Here is a 17,751-nt window from a genome sequence, read left to right as displayed (position 1 = left end):
AAGCGTGTATTGGTGGAACAAGGCTGTGTGCATATGCACGGTTGGCAGATGAGGCAAAGCACAAAAAATGCCAGACAGACTTACTCATGCTCCTTTTGGAGTATGGACAAATGACCAAGACCAAGCTTAGGCACAATCCTTGCTCGTTTAACTATATCCCCCCTTAAGCATCAACACCGTTTTAGCATTTACCCTGTAAGGAATACCTGGCATGAGCGTCACTCCCGTCAAAACAGCCGTCAACTCAGCCTTGCGCAGTCACGATACCCCCGCCATGACCAAGCATATGAGCAGCCTTAACCGTTACCGCGAAGTCTTGCAGCAACTGCAAGGCACCTGGGACAATCTCTCACTGCTGAGCCAGCTTTCCGGCACTGGCACCGATATGAGCGAAACCCGCCACGCCTTTGGCCAGGTCACTACCGACGTGCTGGACAGCCTGGCAGCCGAAACCTTGAACAAGACCGTGACCGCCATCAGTGCCAAAGCCCAGGTGGCGGTGGATATTGTGGTGCGCAATCTGTTTGAGCGCACCGCCGATATCGGCTTTCTCGCCACGGATAACAAGCTCAGTGATTTTCTCGACAAGCATCTGGCGGGGCTGGCGGACGATGAAGACTGTTTGCTGCTGCAACAACGCTTTGCCGAATATGTGAAGAAATACTCGGTGTATTTCAATGTGATATTGCTGGATAGCAATGGCCATGTGCTGGTGCAACTGGATGACCATAACCCGGTGCAGGCTTCAGCCGACCCGCTGATCAAAGAAGCCCTGCACAGCAACGCGCCTTATATTGAAGTGTTCCGCCATAGCATCTGGTGCCCGATGCCGCCAGCAGCCTGATCTACGCCAGCAAGGTACATCATGACGATGCGGAAACTGCGCTGGGCGTACTCTGCCTGTGCTTCCGTTTTGAGAACGAGATGCAAGGCATATTTGAGCATTTGATCCGCAAGGAAGACTGGTGTGTGGGCCTGCTGCTGGATAGCGACAAGCGCGTCATCGCCAGCAGCGATCACTACCAGATTCCGCTCGGGGTTCAGCTAGAAACTGCGCAAATGCAAACCGCCACAGCGGACTCCGGCATGCAAGATCAAGACTGGATCATCACGCGTTTTGCCGGCAGGCTTTATCTGGCGGTGACACGCGCCACCAAAGGCTATCAGGCTATATGGGCCCAGGCTGGTGCGGCCATGTCATGGTGCCGCTGGACCATGCGTTTGACGATAATGTGGCCAGCATTATCGCTGGCATAGACGTCAAGCTGCTGGGCAAGGTGATGCGCAGCCCGCTGCTGTTCTCCCCCACCCTGCTTGGCATTCCCAGACAGGCCGCCACCATACAAAGCAAACTCAACCAATCGGTATGGAACGGCAATATTTGGCAAAAGCGCGACAGCAGCCATAACCCGCAGCAAAACAGCTTCTCCAAAATGCTGCTGTGGGAGATCAGCAATACCGGCTTCAAAACCCAGAATGTGATTGAGAAAACCGTGGCTGATCTTTACCAGACCGTGGTCAGCGTCATGCTGGAAAACTCGCGCTTCTTCGCCTCGCTGGCGGTGGATATCATGGATAGAAACCTTTACGAGCGCGCCAATGATTGCCGTTGGTGGGCCTTGACCGCCACCTTCCAGCAACTGCTGGCCAAACCTGTGCTGACCAGCCAGGATCAGGCGGCAATTACCAAGGTGCTGAGCTATATCAACCGCGCGTATACCGTCTATGACAATCTAGTGGTGTTTGACCGCAACGGCAGCATAGTGGCCACATCAAACCCGGCCTACCATGGGCTGATAGGCGAAACCATAGCCGCGGACTGGGCACGCGCTGCGCTCAACCTGCGTGATACCCAGGAGTATGTGGTATCCGCGTTTGAGCCTAGCCCGCTCTACCGCAACAAATCCACCTATATCTACGCGGCAGCCATACGCAATGATGAGCAAACCGTAGGCGGCATAGGCATAGTCTTTGACAGCACACCGCAATTCAGCGCCATGCTGGCCGATGCCCTGCCGCGCAATGCCGATAGCACAGCGGTGGCAGGCAGCTTTACGCTCTATGTAGACGACAAACTGCGCGTGATTTCCTCCACTTCGAGCGAGTTCAGCATAGGCAGCGAATTCACCCTGCAGCCTGAGCTATGCCAGCTACCCAAGGGCGGTGCCGCGTTTGATATCGTGCTTTACAACGGCAACTACTACGCAGTGGGTGCACGCGCCTCATCAGGCTATCGCGAATACAAGGATGCGCAGGACAGCTACCAGAACCATGTCACAGCGCTGATCTTTATTCCGCTAGGCAAAGCCGCCGAGATCAACGCCATGATGGAAACCGAGCGCCAGCTGCAACACAACCAGTTCAAGCCTGCCACTGCCCAGGCCCAGGCTCAAAACCCCGATGCCGAGGAATACGCCACTTTCTATATAGGTCAGCATTGGCTGGGCTTGCCTGCCGCGCAGATCATAGAGGCGATACAGGTGAACGACATCAAGTCCCTGCCCGATACCTCCTCCGTGCTGGAGGGCATGCTCAAGCATCAGGACAATGTGGTGCCCGTGCTCAACCTGGCCAAACTGACTGGGGTGGAGATACAGATACCGGAACGCGATAAGCAGGTGATCATCGTGCAAGCTGGCCCCAAACTGCCCAAGTTTGGCTTGCTGGTGAGTACCTTGGGGGAAATTCCGGCGATAGCGCCGGATGCGATAGAGTCCTTGTCTTCGCTGTTTGCTACGGTGAACATCCCGGCGGAAGGTATCGCCAAGGTCATGACCGAGCGGGGTGAAAACCTGTTGATATTGCTATCGGCTAATAACCTGATCACCCGTATCAGCGAGGCGGCGCAGCAACTTAATGCACAGCCAGTGAATACGGCTGTGAAAACCAGCGCGGCTTACCCTGGCAGCGAGATGCTGGAGCAGGCGGCTTGAAGTGAGAATGAGGAAGCAGCAATGTTAAGGCGCTGCTGGCAGGCTGGGAAACAAACTATTAGTGAAAGAGAGAACCTGTCAGTGAAACAGTGATAGAGGCGATCAATGCTCCATCGTAGAATTTGTTTATTTGAATGATGGATTATTGATCAACGAAAATCATCTTCACGCTGATGTCGGACTGCCAGTATCGTGACGATATTGTTTTCCTCAATCTCAAAAAGGGCAACGTAGCCACCAGCACCAAAGCTAATGACCAACTCTCTTAGAAATGGGGAGTTAGCCTGCGATTTCCTGCAAGTAAAAGGAAAGGTCTCAAGTAACTCGATGGCCTTGTTGATCACAGCAAGTGCATGCTCTGCCGCCTGAACATCTTGTGCAACTAGAATGCTATAAAGTCTTGTTAAATCTTCTTTTGCAGCCTTTGTGAAGCGTATTTGATAACTCAAGGCTTAGCCTACTTAGCTTTATTGAGTATTTCTGTTAATTCATTCATTACGCTGTTCGCTGAGTAGTACTCTTGTTTAGCTCTGGCTTCGTCACGTGAAGCCAGACCACGTGCTATGAAAGCTTGTTGATGTAAGCGACGCTCAATATTGTTTCTCAATGACTCTTCGAGAAAACTCGATAAAGTTTCACCTTCTAATAAGACATTTTCTGCTGCTTCGCGCAGTTTAGGCTCAACACGCAAGGCTGGAAGTGTTGCTGTTTTCATGACGAAACCCCATGTAATGCATTTGCATTACAAAAGAATAATTAAATAGCATGCTTAACTCAAGGATATTAACTAATGAAGTGGGCTTAGCTAACCTGCCTTCAGCGTACGCAGCTTGCTGGTTGCCAGCGCTGCCGCTGCGGTGCGGGTTTCCACGCCCAGTTTGGCAAACACATGCTCCATATGCTTGTTGACCGTGCGTGGGCTGGTGCCGAGGATATCGCCTATATCCTTATTGGTCTTGCCCTTGATCGCCCAATACAACACCTCAGACTCCCGCTGGGTCAGACCAAAGGTCTGCATCAGCGCCTCTATCTGCGCCGCATCGGATTCCTCCCGCAGGATGATGATCCATTGCTCTTCAGCGTTGAGATCCGCCGGAGAGAAGATCAAGCGCCCACTGCCTTGCACCACGGTCAGTGGTGGGCTGTCTATGCCGCCAGCGGCCAGGCTGCCCAGCCACTTCAGCAGCGGTAAAGGCGTCAAGGTATCGGCATGCAGTTCGCTCTCGGCAAAATAGCGCTGCATCCAGCCGCGTGCCAGCGGGGTTTGCCAGACAATGCGCCCGCTGCTGGGTAGCACGGCAATGGCTGCCTGACCAAAGGCATCCAGCGCGCCTCTGGCCTGGTGCATCTGGCGCGAGGCCTGCAAATGGGTGCTGATGCGTGCCAGCACCTCGGCCGTGCGTATCGGTTTGGTGACGTAATCGGTGCCGCCAACCGAGAAGCCAGCCACCACATGCTCGGATTCGGTCAGGCCTGTCATGAACACCACGGGAATATGGCGGGTGTTGAGATTGGCCTTGAGTCTGGCACAGACCTCAAAACCATCTATGCCAGGCATGATGGCATCCAGCAGAATAATATCCGGGCGTGCCTCCTCAGCGCGCGCCAGTGCGGCTTCACCGTTGTTGGCCACCAGCACCATATAGCCAGATTCATCCAGTGCATCGTGCAGTACGGCCAGGTTCTCCGGCACGTCATCAACGATGAGGACCACGGCGGTATCCTTGTTGCTCTCGGGCGCTAGCGGTTTTTTAGACACCATCATTCACTTCTTCCAGCATTTTCTGCATTGCATCCAGTTCAAACTGCTGCGATAGCTTGCGCATCGCAGCGACAAAGATTTCATACTGGCCATCCTCGCCTATCTCATCCAGCTTACGCGTAATGCCACGCACATAACCCACTTTGATCAAGGCCATTAATTCATCGCGCTCGGCCTTGGCGGGCAAGGTCAGGCTGGCGGCAGGTAATGCAGGTGCCTCTGTCGGTAACACGCCGCTAATCCACTCCAGCGACAGTTGCTCGCCTATCCAGGTCAGCAGCTCCATCACATTAACGGGTTTGACGATGAAATCACTGGCCGGAATGCCTGCGGTATTTTCCAGGCCTTTGTCGAAGGCATTGGCAGAGACGATGGCGATAGGCACATCGGACTGATGCACCTTGCGTATCATATAGCTCGCCTCCCAGCCATCCATCACCGGCATGGCCAAGTCCATCAAGATAATATCCGGCTTGAATTCGTTATAAACCTGCAGACACTCCTGGCCATTGGCCGCCTCAGCCATTTCAAAACCCAGCGGCTGCAAAATGTTCAGCAGTAGTTCGCGGTCAACCTGCTCATTATCGACCACCAGTATACGGCGGCGCTGCCCCTGATAAGCCACAGGCATGGGCATGGAGGCGGTTTCTATATCCTCGGCCACGCGCACCTGTGACAGGAACAGTCGTATACCAAACTTGCTGCCCTGCCCTGGCGTGCTGCTGACACTGAGCTGGCCGCCCATGAGTTCGGTGAGCATCTTGCTGATGGTCAGCCCCAGGCCAGTACCACCTATGCTGCTATTGGCGGCAGCCGAGCCACGCGCAAATGGCTCAAATATCTGCTCTATTTCAGCCTGCTCTATGCCGGGGCCAGTATCTTCTATGCTGATATTGAGCATCTCGCGCGCGTAGTGCACCTTGAAGCTCACCCCACCCTGGCGTGTGAATTTCACCGCATTGCCGAGAATATTGATCAGAATCTGGCTCAAGCGTTTTTGATCTATGCGCACTACCTTGGGCAGTTCGCCACGCAGTTCATAGCTAAAGCTGATGCCTTTGTTACGCGCTTGCAGCTCAAACATGCTCACCAATTGCTGGATAAATTCCGGGAAGCGCACCAGCTTGAGATCAAAAGTCAGCTTGCCACCCTCAATCCGCGCGATATCCAGCGTGCCTTCTATCAACGACAGCAAATGTTCGCCGCTGCGGCGTATCACGCGTATGGACTGATGACGGTTTTCCGGAATCGCCGGGTCGTTGTCCAGCAACTGGGCATAACCCAAGATACTGTTTAATGGCGTACGCAATTCATGGCTGATGCCAGTGATGTAGCGGCTCTTGGCCTGATTGGCCTGCTCCGCCACCTGGCGCGCACGTTGCAACTCGGCATCGGTCTGCCTGTGCAGCACAATTTCACGCTGCAATAGATTGGTCTGGCGGTTGGATTCCTCCTGCGCTACACGGCGGCTTTCCGAGGTCAGCACTATCCACCAGGCGATAATGCCGCTGGCAAAGGCCAGGGCGGCAAAAATCTTCAAATAGCCTAAGCGCAATTCCGGCAGCAAGGCCTCTTTGGCACCTGTCATGGTCAAGGACTCATGGAAGTAAATCAGCCAAACAAGGCACTAAGGAAAGCCAGGGTCACCGCCATCAGCAGCAGATAATGCCCCAGACCGCTCTGCATCACCTCTACCCAGGTTTCCGGCAATACCCGGCGCATGATGCGCTGCCATTGATCTTCAATACGCCCATGCGGCTTGCAGGCATCGTTGCAGCGCGCATCCAGCGAACAGCACAAGGAGCAGATGGCCCCCTGATAGGCCGGGCAATGCGCCATGTCATCCACTTCATATTCACGCTCGCAGATGCTGCAACGCTGCATGCCCGAGGGCGGGCTGTAGATAATGGCCGGACGCGCAATGTAATAACGCCCACGGGTGGCCCAGGCGATCAATGGTGAAGTCACCAAAGCCGTGCCCAGCGCAATAAAGGCCGAGAAAGCCTCACCCTCTATGCCAAATACACCTAAGAAAGCTGCCACCGACAAAATGGAGGCGATGACCATCGCACCCACCCCTACCGGTTGATATCGTAAAGATACGCGCGGCGGAACTCTATGCCCTTGGGGCTTAGCCCCAGTGGCTTGTTGATGACCAGATCGGCCACCACGGCGGTAATCCAGGAAATGGCGATATTGGAATACAGGCCCAGCACTTGTTCCAGCGCCTGAAACACATCAAGCTCCATCAGCATGATGGCGATCATGGCGTTGAAAATCACCCACACCACGCGGCCAGGGTGGCTATGCGTCAAGCGCGCAAAGAAGTTGGACCAGGCCAGTGAACCCGCATAGGCATTGGTCATATTGACCTTGAGCTGGGAAATGACGACAAAGAACACCGTCACCGCCAGTATGACTTCAGGGTGGGAAAACACCTGGCTAAAGCCAGCAAAATACATTTGCACCGGGTTGACCGCCTGCTCAAAAGACATGCTGGCCTCTATGGCCAGATAAGCCAGCAAGGCCCCGCCCAGCATTTTGAGCATGCCCAGTGATATCCAACCCGGCCCGGCCATCAACACCCCCAGATGCCAGCGGAAGCGGTTTTGCCTGGTTTTCTCCGGCATAAAGCGCAAAAAATCCACCTGCTCGCCTATCTGCGGAATCAGCGCCATGCCTATGGCCATGGCCGAGCCAAACATCAACAGATTAAAATCGGCGTCATAGCCAGAGCGGCCTGCAAACAGCATCAGCCTATCCACCACACCAGGGTCTTTGGCAATGATGAAGATGAAAGGCAAGGCCAGCAGCAATAGCCAGATAGGCTGGGTAATCATCTGTATGCGGCTGATCAGCGTTACCCCATGCGTTACCAGCGGCACTATCACCAGCGCGCTGACCAGATAACCCGCGTACAGCGGCAAATGGAAATACAGCTCCAGCGCGTAGGCCATGATGGCGGCCTCCAGCGCAAACAGAATGAAGGTGAAAGAGGCGTAGACGAATGACGAAATGGTGGAGCCTATATAGCCAAAACCCGCGCCACGCGTGAGCAAGTCCATATCCAGCCCGTATTTGGCCGCGTAATAGCTGATGGGCAAACCCGTGAGGAAAATCACCAGGCCAATGGCAAAGATAGCCCAGAAGGCATTGGTAAAACCGTAATTGACCGCCAGCGTGCCGCCTATGGCTCTAGCACCAGAAAGGAAATTGCGCCAAAAGCGGTGTTGGCGACGCGGAAGATAGACCACTTGCGGAAAGAGCGCGGCGTGAAACGCAGCGCGTAATCTTCCAGCGTCTCGTTGACTACCCAGGTGTTGTAGTCACGCCTGACCTTGACGATGCGCTGGGTAGGCTCTGGCGGTGGCAGCCCTGGCTCTGCGCCTGCGCCCAGTGTGGCTGCCTTGTATTGCAAGCCTTTGTGCTCTAACCCTGCCATGCGGCGCTACTCACAATATGTTTCATAGGGCGAAGGTTTTTCATCAGGCTGGGTGGCATACGACTGGGTTTCATAAGGGTTATAGGTAGCAAGTTTCAAGCCAGTGCGCACCGAAACAAGGCGGTGCGCATGGCTGGAAAAAACCCTGTGATATCAGGCTTAAACCTGCTGCCAGGCTCAAGCCGATTTCAAACTCAGGCCGCCATAATCCAGGCACCAAGCACCAGCATGGTGCAACCAAACAGCCTATGCACCAGCACAGGCAAAGCCAGCCTGCTTGATGCCAGCAGCAAACCCAGGCCATGCAGCAAGGCAGTCGCGAGCAACATGCCCGCCATCAGCTCAGCACCGCCTGTCAATTCACTGCCGTGGGCCAAGCCATGCAGCAAGGCAAACACCCCTACCAGGGCCAGCCTGGAGGCAGTGGACAAGCGCAAACTCAGCGCCAGCAATAGGCCTAGCGCCATTACGGTGGCAGCCACCAGCGTCTCCAGACCAGGCAGGCTAAAGCCTGCCATGCCCAATACCGCGCCCAGGCCCATGAGCAGCACAAAGGTCAGCGGCAATTGCCAGCGCGCGGCACCTCCTAATTTACCTGCCCACAAGCCCACTGCCAGCATCACCAGCAAGTGATCCAGCCCGGTAAGCGGGTGCATAAAGCCACTGGAAAAACTTAAGCCTTCATGGCCGGGATGCGCCAGGGCCAGCGGGGCCGCCAGCGATAAAGCCGTGGCAGTCATTAATCTAAGCATGCGTGTCATTAAAATAATCCTGTTCTGTAGTCACAAATCTGGGAAAGCAATTGCCGGGCCGCAGTGGAGGCAGGCTCTTATTGCATCAAGCCCTGCTTCTCAATAAAGCTCACTATTTCTTCCAGCCCCTGATTGGTCTTGAGGTTGGTGAAGATAAATGGACGTTCGCCACGCATCCTGCGCGCATCCCTGTCCATCACCTCTAGCGAAGCGCCTACCATGGGGGCCAGGTCTATCTTATTGATAATCAGCAGATCAGACTTGGTGATGCCAGGGCCACCCTTGCGTGGAATCTTCTCCCCTGCAGAAACATCAATCACGTAAAGCGTGAGATCAGAAAGCTCAGGCTAAATGTCGCCGCCAGGTTATCGCCGCCACTCTCAACAAAGACAATATCCAGCGGATTGAAACGCTCACTCAGCTGCGCCACCGCCTCCAGATTCATGGAAGCATCCTCGCGTATGGCGGTATGTGGGCAACCGCCAGTTTCCACCCCTATGATGCGCTCAGGCGCCAGCGCCTCATTACGCGTGAGAAACTCCGCATCTTCCGCGTATAGATATCGTTGGTCACCACCGCGATGTTATACACCTCGCGCAGGCGCTGACACAAAGCCAGCGTCAATGCCGTCTTGCCCGAGCCTACCGGGCCACCTATACCTACACGTAAGGGTTCTTCGATTTTCATAGCGCTTTCCATTTCAACAAATTCATACAAAATTCTTAGCGTTAACGCTTTCTTGATTACCTGCCAAGCATTAAATGCCTCAGGAACGGAACAACCTAGAATATTGGGTTTCGTGCCTACACCCTGCAATACTCAGGCCAGGATTGAAATTACTGATCTCCTCATCCTGCATCTGCAAGGCACGCGCCACCAGCGCAGGAATACCCTTGCCCACCTGCAGCAATATCTTCTGCCCAGCCACCTGCCCCAGCGGCACCGTTTTCATCGCCGCGCTGGCTGATTCTCCAGCCAAGACCAGACATAAGCCTGCAAGGCAGCCCCTGCCTCTATACCCCAGGCCAGACTCACTCCTGCATAAAGCAAAGGGAATGCCGGGGTTTCTATCTGCGCCAGCGTCTGCTGAACGGCCTGCGGCACTTCGTCCTGTAAATCCAGCAGCAGGCGCTTGAGCGAATAGCCCATCTGCCGACTTTCAAGCAAGGCCTCAGCGCTATCCCGCCCGGCCAGGTAAAACGCATTCCAATGCTGCAAGGCATCAACATCTGCGCTGTGCCAGGCCTGATAAAAACGCGTCAGCAAGGGCAGCTCATAGCCCCCTTGATAAATCTCCAGCACATCGCCTATCCAGGCTTGCGCGCTGGCCAGATCATGCACATCGCCAGACTCTATGGCCCACTCCAGCCCCTGGGAATAGCTATAGGCCCCCACTGGCAGCATGGGGCTAGCCAGTTGCAGCAGGCGAATCAGGGCATCAGCCATGCGATCTCAAACGGCCAGGCATACGGATAGACGGTGCATCATCGTCATCATGACCATGACGGTGACCACCACCATAAGCCCCCGCCTCAGGCTCAAACGGTGCCAGCTCACCCGTCACCGTCATGCCCAAGCCCAGCAACATATCCTGCAGCACATGATCTTGCTCCAACCTTAACCACCCATCACCCACCTGCAAAGGCACGTGGCGATTACCCAAGTGATAAGCCGCGCGCATCAAATTACGCGGCGTATCCGCCGTCACCAGCAGCACTGGCTGATCAGCCGCCACCACCTGGATCACGCGACCATCTTCAGCCTCCAGCAAATCACCACCACGCAGGATAGTGCCACGCTCCAGCAACAGCGCTGCCTCAGTCCCCGACGCCAACTCCACGCGCAGCCGACTCTTTTGCCTGCGGTCAAAGGGCAGCACCAGCTGGTCATCCACCTGGCTGGCGCTTTCAATTTTCTTGCTGATTCCTAACATGCGGTTTCCGGTTTTTTATTCAATTGAACGATAAATAATCTAAGCATCGGGCTTTATACAGCGGCCTCTCACTCCCCCACGCCCTCACTTGAGCGTGCAGCTAAGCGTTCCTGGCAAGACGCTTTACCGCAGCATCCCACATTCAGCCGCGCGATGCACAATGCTCAGCGTAGCGGTCCTGGCTAGGCGCCCTGCCGCAGACAGTACATATTGAGTACGGCAAGGCAGGGCAACAACGCCAGGAGAGCATTGTGCATCGCGTATCAGAATAGGAAGTAGCGTTGGGCCATGGGTAGTACTTCTGCCGGTTCGCAGCTTAGTACCATGCCATCGGCCCTAACTTCATACGTCTCCGGATCCACATCAATCTCCGGCATCCAGCGTTATGCACCATGTCAGATTTCTTCACGCTGCGCGTGGCTTTCACCGCCTCCAGCGGTTTCTGCAAGCCCAGCGCCGCCACTGCTGGATTGCTCAAGGCCGCTTGCGAAACAAAAGTCAGCGAGGTCTTGAGGCCACCGCCATATGAGCCAAACATGGGGCGGTAATGCACAGGCTGTGGCGTGGGGATGGAGGCATTGGGGTCGCCCATCACCGCCGCGGCGATCATGCCGCCCTTGAGTATGGTAGAAGGCTTGACGCCAAAGAATGCCGGACGCCACAGCACCAGATCAGCCAGCTTGCCGACTTCGATAGAGCCCACCACATGACTGATGCCATGCGACAAGGCCGGTTGATGGTGTATTTGGCGATATAGCGCTTGATACGGAAATTATCATTGCGCGCGCTATCCTCAGCCAGTGGCCCGCGCTGCACCTTCATCTTGTGCGCGGTTTGCCAGGTGCGGATGATCACCTCACCCACGCGGCCCATGGCCTGTGAATCTGAAGACATCATGGCAAAAGCGCCGAGATCATGCAGGATATCTTCCGCCGCGATAGTTTCACGACGAATACGGCTCTCGGCAAACGCCACATCCTCGGCAATGGCCGGGTCCAGATGGTGGCAGACCATGAGCATATCCAGATGCTCGTCTATGGTGTTGATGGTGTAAGGCCGCGTCGGGTTGGTGGAAGACGGCAACACATTGGGGTGGCCCGCCGCCTTGATAATGTCAGGCGCGTGACCGCCGCCCGCACCCTCGGTGTGGAAAGTGTGTATGGTACGGCCCTTGAACGCGCCCAGCGTGGTTTCAACAAAGCCAGATTCATTGAGCGTATCGGAGTGTATCGCCACCTGCACATCCATCTCCTCCGCCACGCTGAGGCAGGCATCAATTGCCGCTGGCGTAGTACCCCAGTCTTCATGCAACTTGAGACCGACCACACCCGCCTCTACCTGCTCGCGCAAAGGCCCAGGCAGGCTGGCATTACCCTTGCCAAGAAAACCCAGATTCATGGGGAAAGCATCCGCCGCCTGCAACATGCGGTGTATATGCCAGGGGCCAGGCGTACAAGTGGTAGCAAACGTCCCCGTGGCTGGCCCAGTACCGCCACCTATCATGGTGGTGACGCCAGACATCAGCGCTTCTTCTATCTGCTGTGGGCAGATAAAGTGAATATGCGTATCTATGCCCCCCGCAGTGACTATCATGCCCTCACCCGCAATCACCTCGGTGCCCGCACCTATGGCGATGCTCACCCCAGGTTGGATATCGGGATTACCCGCCTTGCCTATGGCGGCGATGCGCCCACCCTTGATGCCTATGTCAGCTTTGACTATGCCCCAGTGATCGACAATCAGCGCATTGGTGATGACGGTATCCACTACTTCATGGGAAAGCCCCTGGCCTTGGCCCATGCCATCGCGTATCACCTTGCCACCGCCGAACTTCACCTCCTCGCCATAGAGGGTGTAATCCTGCTCGACCTCAAGCCACAACTCGGTATCCGCCAACCGCACGCGGTCGCCCACCGTAGGGCCAAACATTTCGGCATAAGCCCGCTTATCTATTTTGACGCTCACAATGCCCCCATCACCTTGCCCGTGAATCCATACACCTTGCGCGCACCCGCCAAGGCCACCAGTTGCACCGTCCGCGTCTGCCCCGGCTCAAAGCGCACCGCCGTACCCGCCGCAATATCCAGACGGAAGCCATAAGCCTGCTGCCGCTCAAACACCAGCGCATCATTGGTCTCAAAAAAATGATAGTGCGAGCCCACCTGTATAGGCCTATCGCCACTATTCGCCACCTGCAGCGTCACCGTCTCTCGCCCAACGTTAAGCTCGATTTCGCCTGCTTCTATGTTCATTTCACCTGGGATCATCTGTTTTGCTCCAGTAAGACTTGGCCATTACTTTTATGAATTCGGTGTTTCCACATGAGTGATTCTTGCATCCGTCACTTGGCTCCAACACTCAGCATGGTGCTGTAAACGTGGAGGGCAAGGCACACCGACGAAGACAGTACATTTTGTACGGCGAGGAGGTGTAACGCCGCCATCCGCGTTTACAGCGCCATGCCTAAGGGATTGGTTGGTGGACGGTGACCAGCTTTGTTCCATCGGGGAACGTAGCTTCAATCTGTATCTCCGGTATCATCTCCGCCACCCCCTCCATCACATCATCGCGCGAAAGCAGCGTGGCGCCATACCCCATCAGATCAGCCACTGTCCTGCCATCACGTGCGCCCTCCATAATCGCCGCTGAAATAAAGGCGATGGATTCCGGGTAATTGAGCTTGAGGCCACGCGCCTTGCGTCTTTCGGCCAATAACGCTGCTGTAAAGATCAGCAGCTTGTCTTTTTCTCTAGGACTGAGTTCCATATGTGTTTTCCATGCTTGATGCTGAGGAGATTGGGCTATCGCATCAGGTGTTCCAGATACGCGGCCTGCTGGCAGCACGACCCGCATACCAGGGTCTGAGTAATTGCCACAGGCGCTCGAAATAATGCTTTGCGGCTTCTGAGGAGCGGCCAATATAACGTGCAGTGAAGATATCGGGCAAGGCGCTGACACCGACATGGGCACCCGCTTCGGCTTCTACCGCACGGCAGGCTTGCAGCACTTCGGCTGGCACCGCCCCGGCGGCCAGTACCAGACTGCCACTGATAGGCAAACCACGCAGCCCCGCCATGGATTGCATCACCCGGCTCTCTGGCTGCAAGTGTATGCGCTCATTCCACAGCAAGCGGCCTTCACGTCTGATTTCCAGCGCCTGCTGCGCACTGCCTGCAGTCCAGCTTTCACCGCGCGCCTGACGCCCCAGGCAAAGAATTTCCCAGCCACAGAACACCGCATCCGCAGCCAGATTAACCTCAGCAGCAAATCGCACCTGACTGCCGTCAAACAGTATGTTTTCCTGCGGCAACCACTCCAGGCAAGCGCCCTGCTCCAGGGTAAAGTTGAGCGCCTGGCTGGCTTGCAGTTGATTAGCCTTATACCACTTGCCCGCACCGGGAGTAGTTAACAGCACATGCGTACCAGTGGCGAGACTGGCCGTGATACTTAACTGATCACCCCCCGCCACCCCGCCCGGTGGGTGCACGATAATGCCATGGCACACCGCATCGCCTTCCGGGTAAAGCATTTTCTGCACCACCAGCGGCCCCTGATGCTGCCGCCGCAGCAAGGTGGTTCTAGACTGCCGTGCTCCAAACTCCAGCACCAGCGATGCACGCCAATGCTTGTCTGACCAGCCCTGCGCCACAGCCGCAATATTACTGGGGATAGTTCTATCGTCCATGGGCCCTATCCTGCCACAAAAGAGGCCGCATCATACTGGAATGCTGTTGTTGCCTGGGATATCCGATAAAACATTGTGAAAAGAAAGTCGCGCCATTGCAGATATCGCTACCCAGCATCTTTTTTTTTATTTTTGCTGTTAAAGCCATCCCGCCGAAAACAAACAAGAAAGCCAGTGAAACGGTGCTGGCAAGGCGCTGCGACGAAGACAATACATGGGGGCTGTTAACCTGAAATTGGCGGACTGCGTTGCAGCACCTAATGGTGTAAGGCAAGACGCGGAACGCTGGTAATGGTATTCCATTGCCGAGTCCCGCAACGCCGCATGGCGCCATTAGATGCTGCAACCCGTAGGGCCAGCATCATTTTTCGCATGTTGCTGCGTCATTCGTCGTTCATTTGGAATAACCAAACTTCTCTCCTCATTTCTTGCCCCACACGAAAAATGATACTGGCGCAGCCACCAATTTCAGGTTAACAGCCCCCCCGTATGGCGAGGAGCAGCAACGCCGCCAGCAGGCTTTGTTGTTTGTTTATTAGACCGACAAATAGCCCTTAATCTTCGCGGCGTCTACTTCGCTACGCTTATTTTCATGGATGAAGTTGCCCTTATCGATAACGATAATGCGATCCGCAATTTCCATGGTGAAGCTCAGCACCTGCTCGGAAACAATGATGGTGATTTCGCGCATTTTGCGGATTTCATTCAGCACCTTGGCAATGTCCTTGATAATGGAAGGCTGGATACCTTCGGTAGGCTCATCCAGCAGCAGCACCTTGGGGTTGGTGACCAGCGCGCGGGCGATGGCCAGCTGTTGCTGTTGACCTCCAGAGAGGTTGCCACCCTTGCGGCCGCGCATGTCATACAGCACGGGGAACAAGGCATAGATATCTTCGGGAATCTTGTTCGACGCCGATTTTTCCAGGCCAGTCTCTATATTCTCTTGCACCGTCATGGTGGGGAAGATCATACGGCCTTGTGGCACATAGGCCAGGCCGGAATTCACGCGCTGGTAGGTTTCACGGCCAGCAATGTCCTGGCCATCGACCAGGGCTTTTTTGCTCTTGCTGGGCAAGATGCCCATCAGGGATTTGAACAAGGTGGTTTTACCCATGCCGTTACGGCCCATGATGGCTAATGTTTCGTTTTTGGCGGCGCTGAAGCTGATGCGTGGATGACTTCACTTTGGCCGTAGCTGACTGTCAGGTCTTCAATTTCAATCATGTTGTTTCCTTTAATCGCAATATGGTCTGGGTGCGCGGCGGCTTGCCGCCGCGCCATGCTGGGCGTGGACTAGCCACGCCTGTGCTTAATGCCCCAGATAGACCTCAATCACTTTTTCATTGGCTTGCACTTTGTCCATCGCGCCTTCGGCCAATATCTTGCCCTGGTGCAGCACGGTGACCTTGTGTGCGATTTTCTTGACGAATTCCATGTCGTGTTCAATCACAATCACCGAGCGGTTCTGGCAAATGCGGTTGAGCAGTTCTGCGGTCTGATCGCGCTCCTTTGCGCTCATGCCCGCCACTGGCTCATCCAGCATCAAGAGCTCAGGGTCTTGCATCAGCAGCATGCCTATCTCCAACCATTGCTTCTGGCCGTGACTGAGCAAGGCGGCTTCCATGCCGAGAAAATCTTGCAGCATGATTTCACGTGCAATTTTGTGCACCTGTGCCACCACCGCATCGTTGCGCTTGAAGAACAAGCTGCCAAACACGCCCCTGCCCTTGGGGTAGGAGACTTCCAGGTTTTGGTAAACGCTGAGGTTCTCGTAGATGGAAGGGGTCTGGAACTTGCGCCCCACCCCGGCACGCACAATTTCGTGCTCGGAAAGCTTGGTCAATTCACGGTTTTTGAACTTGATGGAGCCTGCGGTGGATTTGGTCTTGCCGCAGATCAGGTCCAGCACCGTCGTCTTGCCCGCGCCATTGGGGCCTATCACCACACGTAGCTCGTTTTTGTCTATGTACATATTGAGCTTGTCGACTGCCTTGAATCCGTCAAAGGAAACGGTCAGGTCTTCGATAGCCAGTACGAAATCGGTATTACTCATGCTTGCACCCCTGCTTCCTTGGTATCAACTGGCGTGGCGGTCACTGGTGTGACTGGCACAGCGTCTGCCTGCTTTTCTTTCGGTGTTTCTGCAGCCAATTTGCGCAGGAAAGGCACGCGTTGGGCATATTTCTCGTAGAGACCAGCCAAACCGTTGGGGAAGAACATCACTACGGCGATAAACAGGCCACCCATGAGGAACAACCACAGTTCTGGGTAGGTTTCGGAGAACATGGTCTTGCCGAAGTTAACCAGCAAGGTGCCATACACCGCGCCTATCAGGGACATGCGGCCACCCACTGCAGCAAAGATCACCATTTCAATCGAAGGCACGATGCCGATGAAGGATGGCGACATAAAGCCGACCTGCAAGGTGAACATCGCACCACCTATGGCCGAGATCATGGCTGCCAGGCAGAAGATGAAGATCTTGAAGTTGGAGACGTCATAACCGGAGAAGCGCACGCGCTCTTCCTTGTCGCGCATCGCCAGCAGCAGCATGCCGAACTTGCTGGAGAGCACATAGCGCGACAGCAAGATGCAGCCTATCAGCAGCGCCGCATTGAGGTAGTACAGCACATACTTGGCGTTCTCGGTGCGGATATCCCAGCCCAGCACAGTCTTCAAGTCAGTGATGCCGTTGACGCCACCTGTGTAACCTTGTTGACCGATGATGAGGATGGAAAGAATCAGCGCAATTGCCTGGGTGATGATCGCAAAGTACACCCCACCCACTCTACGCTTGAACATGGCGTAACCGATGATGAAGGCAAACAGCGACGGAATCACGAGGATGGCGATGATGGTCAACGGCAAGCTCTTGAACGGCTCCCAGAACCATGGCAAGGCCGTGAGCTGGTTCCAGTCCATAAAGTCAGGAATACCAGGTGTGGACTGAATTGCGGTACTGACCGGGTCTGAAGCTTCGAGCTTGAGGAACATGGCCATGGCGTAGCCCCCCAGACCGAAGAAGATGCCCTGCCCCAGACTCAGGATGCCGCCATTACCCCACAGCAGCACCAGGCTGACTGCGACGAAGGCGTAGGTGAGATATTTGCCTATCAGGCCCAGACGGAAGGGATCCAGCCCTAGTGGCAGCACCACCAGGATAAAGGCGGCCAGGATGGCAAGGCCGATTGCGCCTTGTTTCCCGCCTAGTATTTTGTTGAGTGTATCGCTCATTGTGGTTCCC

Annotated in this window: 14 protein-coding genes and 5 pseudogenes; 3 read left to right on the top strand and 16 right to left on the bottom strand. The window is 55.2% G+C overall.

What is annotated here, in order from left to right; all coding sequences use genetic code 11:
• Positions 1–211: 211 nt before the first annotated feature.
• The 3 genes from JCM2850_RS22590 to JCM2850_RS17820 are packed head-to-tail and all read left to right on the top strand — an operon-like array spanning position 212 to position 2,933.
• Complete coding sequence (locus JCM2850_RS22590) at positions 212–844, top strand: hypothetical protein (protein WP_234406146.1); 633 nt, start codon at positions 212–214, stop codon at positions 842–844.
• Positions 820–1,257, top strand: a complete 438-nt coding sequence (locus JCM2850_RS22585; RefSeq protein WP_234406145.1) for a hypothetical protein — start codon at positions 820–822, stop codon at positions 1,255–1,257. Before JCM2850_RS22590 ends, JCM2850_RS22585 begins: the two co-directional genes overlap by 25 nt.
• Positions 1,200–2,933, top strand: coding sequence for a chemotaxis protein CheW (locus JCM2850_RS17820; protein ID WP_234406144.1), 1,734 nt, complete (start codon positions 1,200–1,202; stop codon positions 2,931–2,933). Before JCM2850_RS22585 ends, JCM2850_RS17820 begins: the two co-directional genes overlap by 58 nt.
• A 149-nt stretch (positions 2,934–3,082) precedes the next feature.
• On the opposite strand, the gene JCM2850_RS07140 is transcribed toward JCM2850_RS17820, so the two are convergent.
• The 16 genes and pseudogenes from JCM2850_RS07140 to urtC all read right to left on the bottom strand — a co-directional run bounded on the left by JCM2850_RS07140 (position 3,083) and on the right by urtC (position 17,741).
• Entirely contained in the window at positions 3,083–3,382 is a 300-nt protein-coding gene (locus tag JCM2850_RS07140) for a type II toxin-antitoxin system RelE/ParE family toxin (RefSeq protein WP_025870782.1), read from the bottom strand.
• Positions 3,383–3,390: 8 nt separating this feature from the next.
• Positions 3,391–3,648, bottom strand: a complete 258-nt coding sequence (locus JCM2850_RS17815; protein WP_036265697.1) for a YlcI/YnfO family protein — start codon at positions 3,646–3,648, stop codon at positions 3,391–3,393.
• A gap of 90 nt (positions 3,649–3,738) precedes the next feature.
• On the bottom strand, positions 3,739–4,698 hold the full coding sequence (locus JCM2850_RS07130) for a response regulator (RefSeq protein ID WP_234406143.1): 960 nt from the start codon (positions 4,696–4,698) through the stop codon (positions 3,739–3,741).
• A pseudogene (locus tag JCM2850_RS17810) lies at positions 4,685–8,092 on the bottom strand (hybrid sensor histidine kinase/response regulator). Before JCM2850_RS17810 ends, JCM2850_RS07130 begins: the two are co-directional and overlap by 14 nt.
• 239 nt (positions 8,093–8,331) lie before the next feature.
• Complete coding sequence (locus JCM2850_RS07120) at positions 8,332–8,898, bottom strand: HupE/UreJ family protein (RefSeq protein WP_025870778.1); 567 nt, start codon at positions 8,896–8,898, stop codon at positions 8,332–8,334.
• A 68-nt stretch (positions 8,899–8,966) separates the two neighbouring features.
• A pseudogene (gene ureG / locus JCM2850_RS17805) lies at positions 8,967–9,576 on the bottom strand (urease accessory protein UreG).
• A 79-nt stretch (positions 9,577–9,655) separates the two neighbouring features.
• Positions 9,656–9,841 (bottom strand): urease accessory protein UreF, encoded by a 186-nt coding sequence (locus tag JCM2850_RS23895; protein WP_369384855.1) that lies wholly within the window; start codon positions 9,839–9,841, stop codon positions 9,656–9,658.
• 6 nt (positions 9,842–9,847) lie between these two features.
• Positions 9,848–10,293 (bottom strand): annotated as a pseudogene (locus JCM2850_RS17800) (urease accessory protein UreF); the annotation flags it as partial.
• Positions 10,294–10,327: 34 nt separating this feature from the next.
• Positions 10,328–10,822: an urease accessory protein UreE gene (gene ureE, locus JCM2850_RS07105; protein WP_025870776.1), complete on the bottom strand. Its 495-nt coding sequence runs from the start codon at positions 10,820–10,822 to the stop codon at positions 10,328–10,330.
• Positions 10,823–11,085: 263 nt separating this feature from the next.
• Positions 11,086–12,787 (bottom strand): annotated as a pseudogene (ureC, locus tag JCM2850_RS17795) (urease subunit alpha).
• Positions 12,784–13,089, bottom strand: coding sequence for an urease subunit beta (locus JCM2850_RS07095; RefSeq protein WP_025870775.1), 306 nt, complete (start codon positions 13,087–13,089; stop codon positions 12,784–12,786). Before JCM2850_RS07095 ends, ureC begins: the two are co-directional and overlap by 4 nt.
• Before the next feature lie 196 nt (positions 13,090–13,285).
• Positions 13,286–13,588: an urease subunit gamma gene (gene ureA, locus JCM2850_RS07090; protein ID WP_025870774.1), complete on the bottom strand. Its 303-nt coding sequence runs from the start codon at positions 13,586–13,588 to the stop codon at positions 13,286–13,288.
• Positions 13,589–13,631: 43 nt separating this feature from the next.
• On the bottom strand, positions 13,632–14,507 hold the full coding sequence (locus tag JCM2850_RS07085) for an urease accessory protein UreD (RefSeq protein ID WP_025870773.1): 876 nt from the start codon (positions 14,505–14,507) through the stop codon (positions 13,632–13,634).
• A gap of 535 nt (positions 14,508–15,042) precedes the next feature.
• Positions 15,043–15,731, bottom strand: a pseudogene (urtE, locus tag JCM2850_RS17790) (urea ABC transporter ATP-binding subunit UrtE).
• A gap of 85 nt (positions 15,732–15,816) precedes the next feature.
• Complete coding sequence (gene urtD / locus JCM2850_RS07075; RefSeq protein WP_025870772.1) at positions 15,817–16,560, bottom strand: urea ABC transporter ATP-binding protein UrtD; 744 nt, start codon at positions 16,558–16,560, stop codon at positions 15,817–15,819.
• Positions 16,557–17,741 (bottom strand): urea ABC transporter permease subunit UrtC, encoded by a 1,185-nt coding sequence (gene urtC, locus JCM2850_RS07070; RefSeq protein ID WP_025870771.1) that lies wholly within the window; start codon positions 17,739–17,741, stop codon positions 16,557–16,559. The genes urtD and urtC overlap by 4 nt, the downstream gene beginning before the upstream one ends.
• Positions 17,742–17,751: the final 10 nt, after the last annotated feature.

The organism is Methylobacillus glycogenes JCM 2850, from assembly GCF_000617925.1.
Taxonomy (GTDB): Bacteria; Pseudomonadota; Gammaproteobacteria; order Burkholderiales; family Methylophilaceae; genus Methylobacillus; species Methylobacillus glycogenes.
Note: the sequence above shows the minus strand (reverse complement) of the source record. Positions and strands in the feature narration are given on the sequence as shown.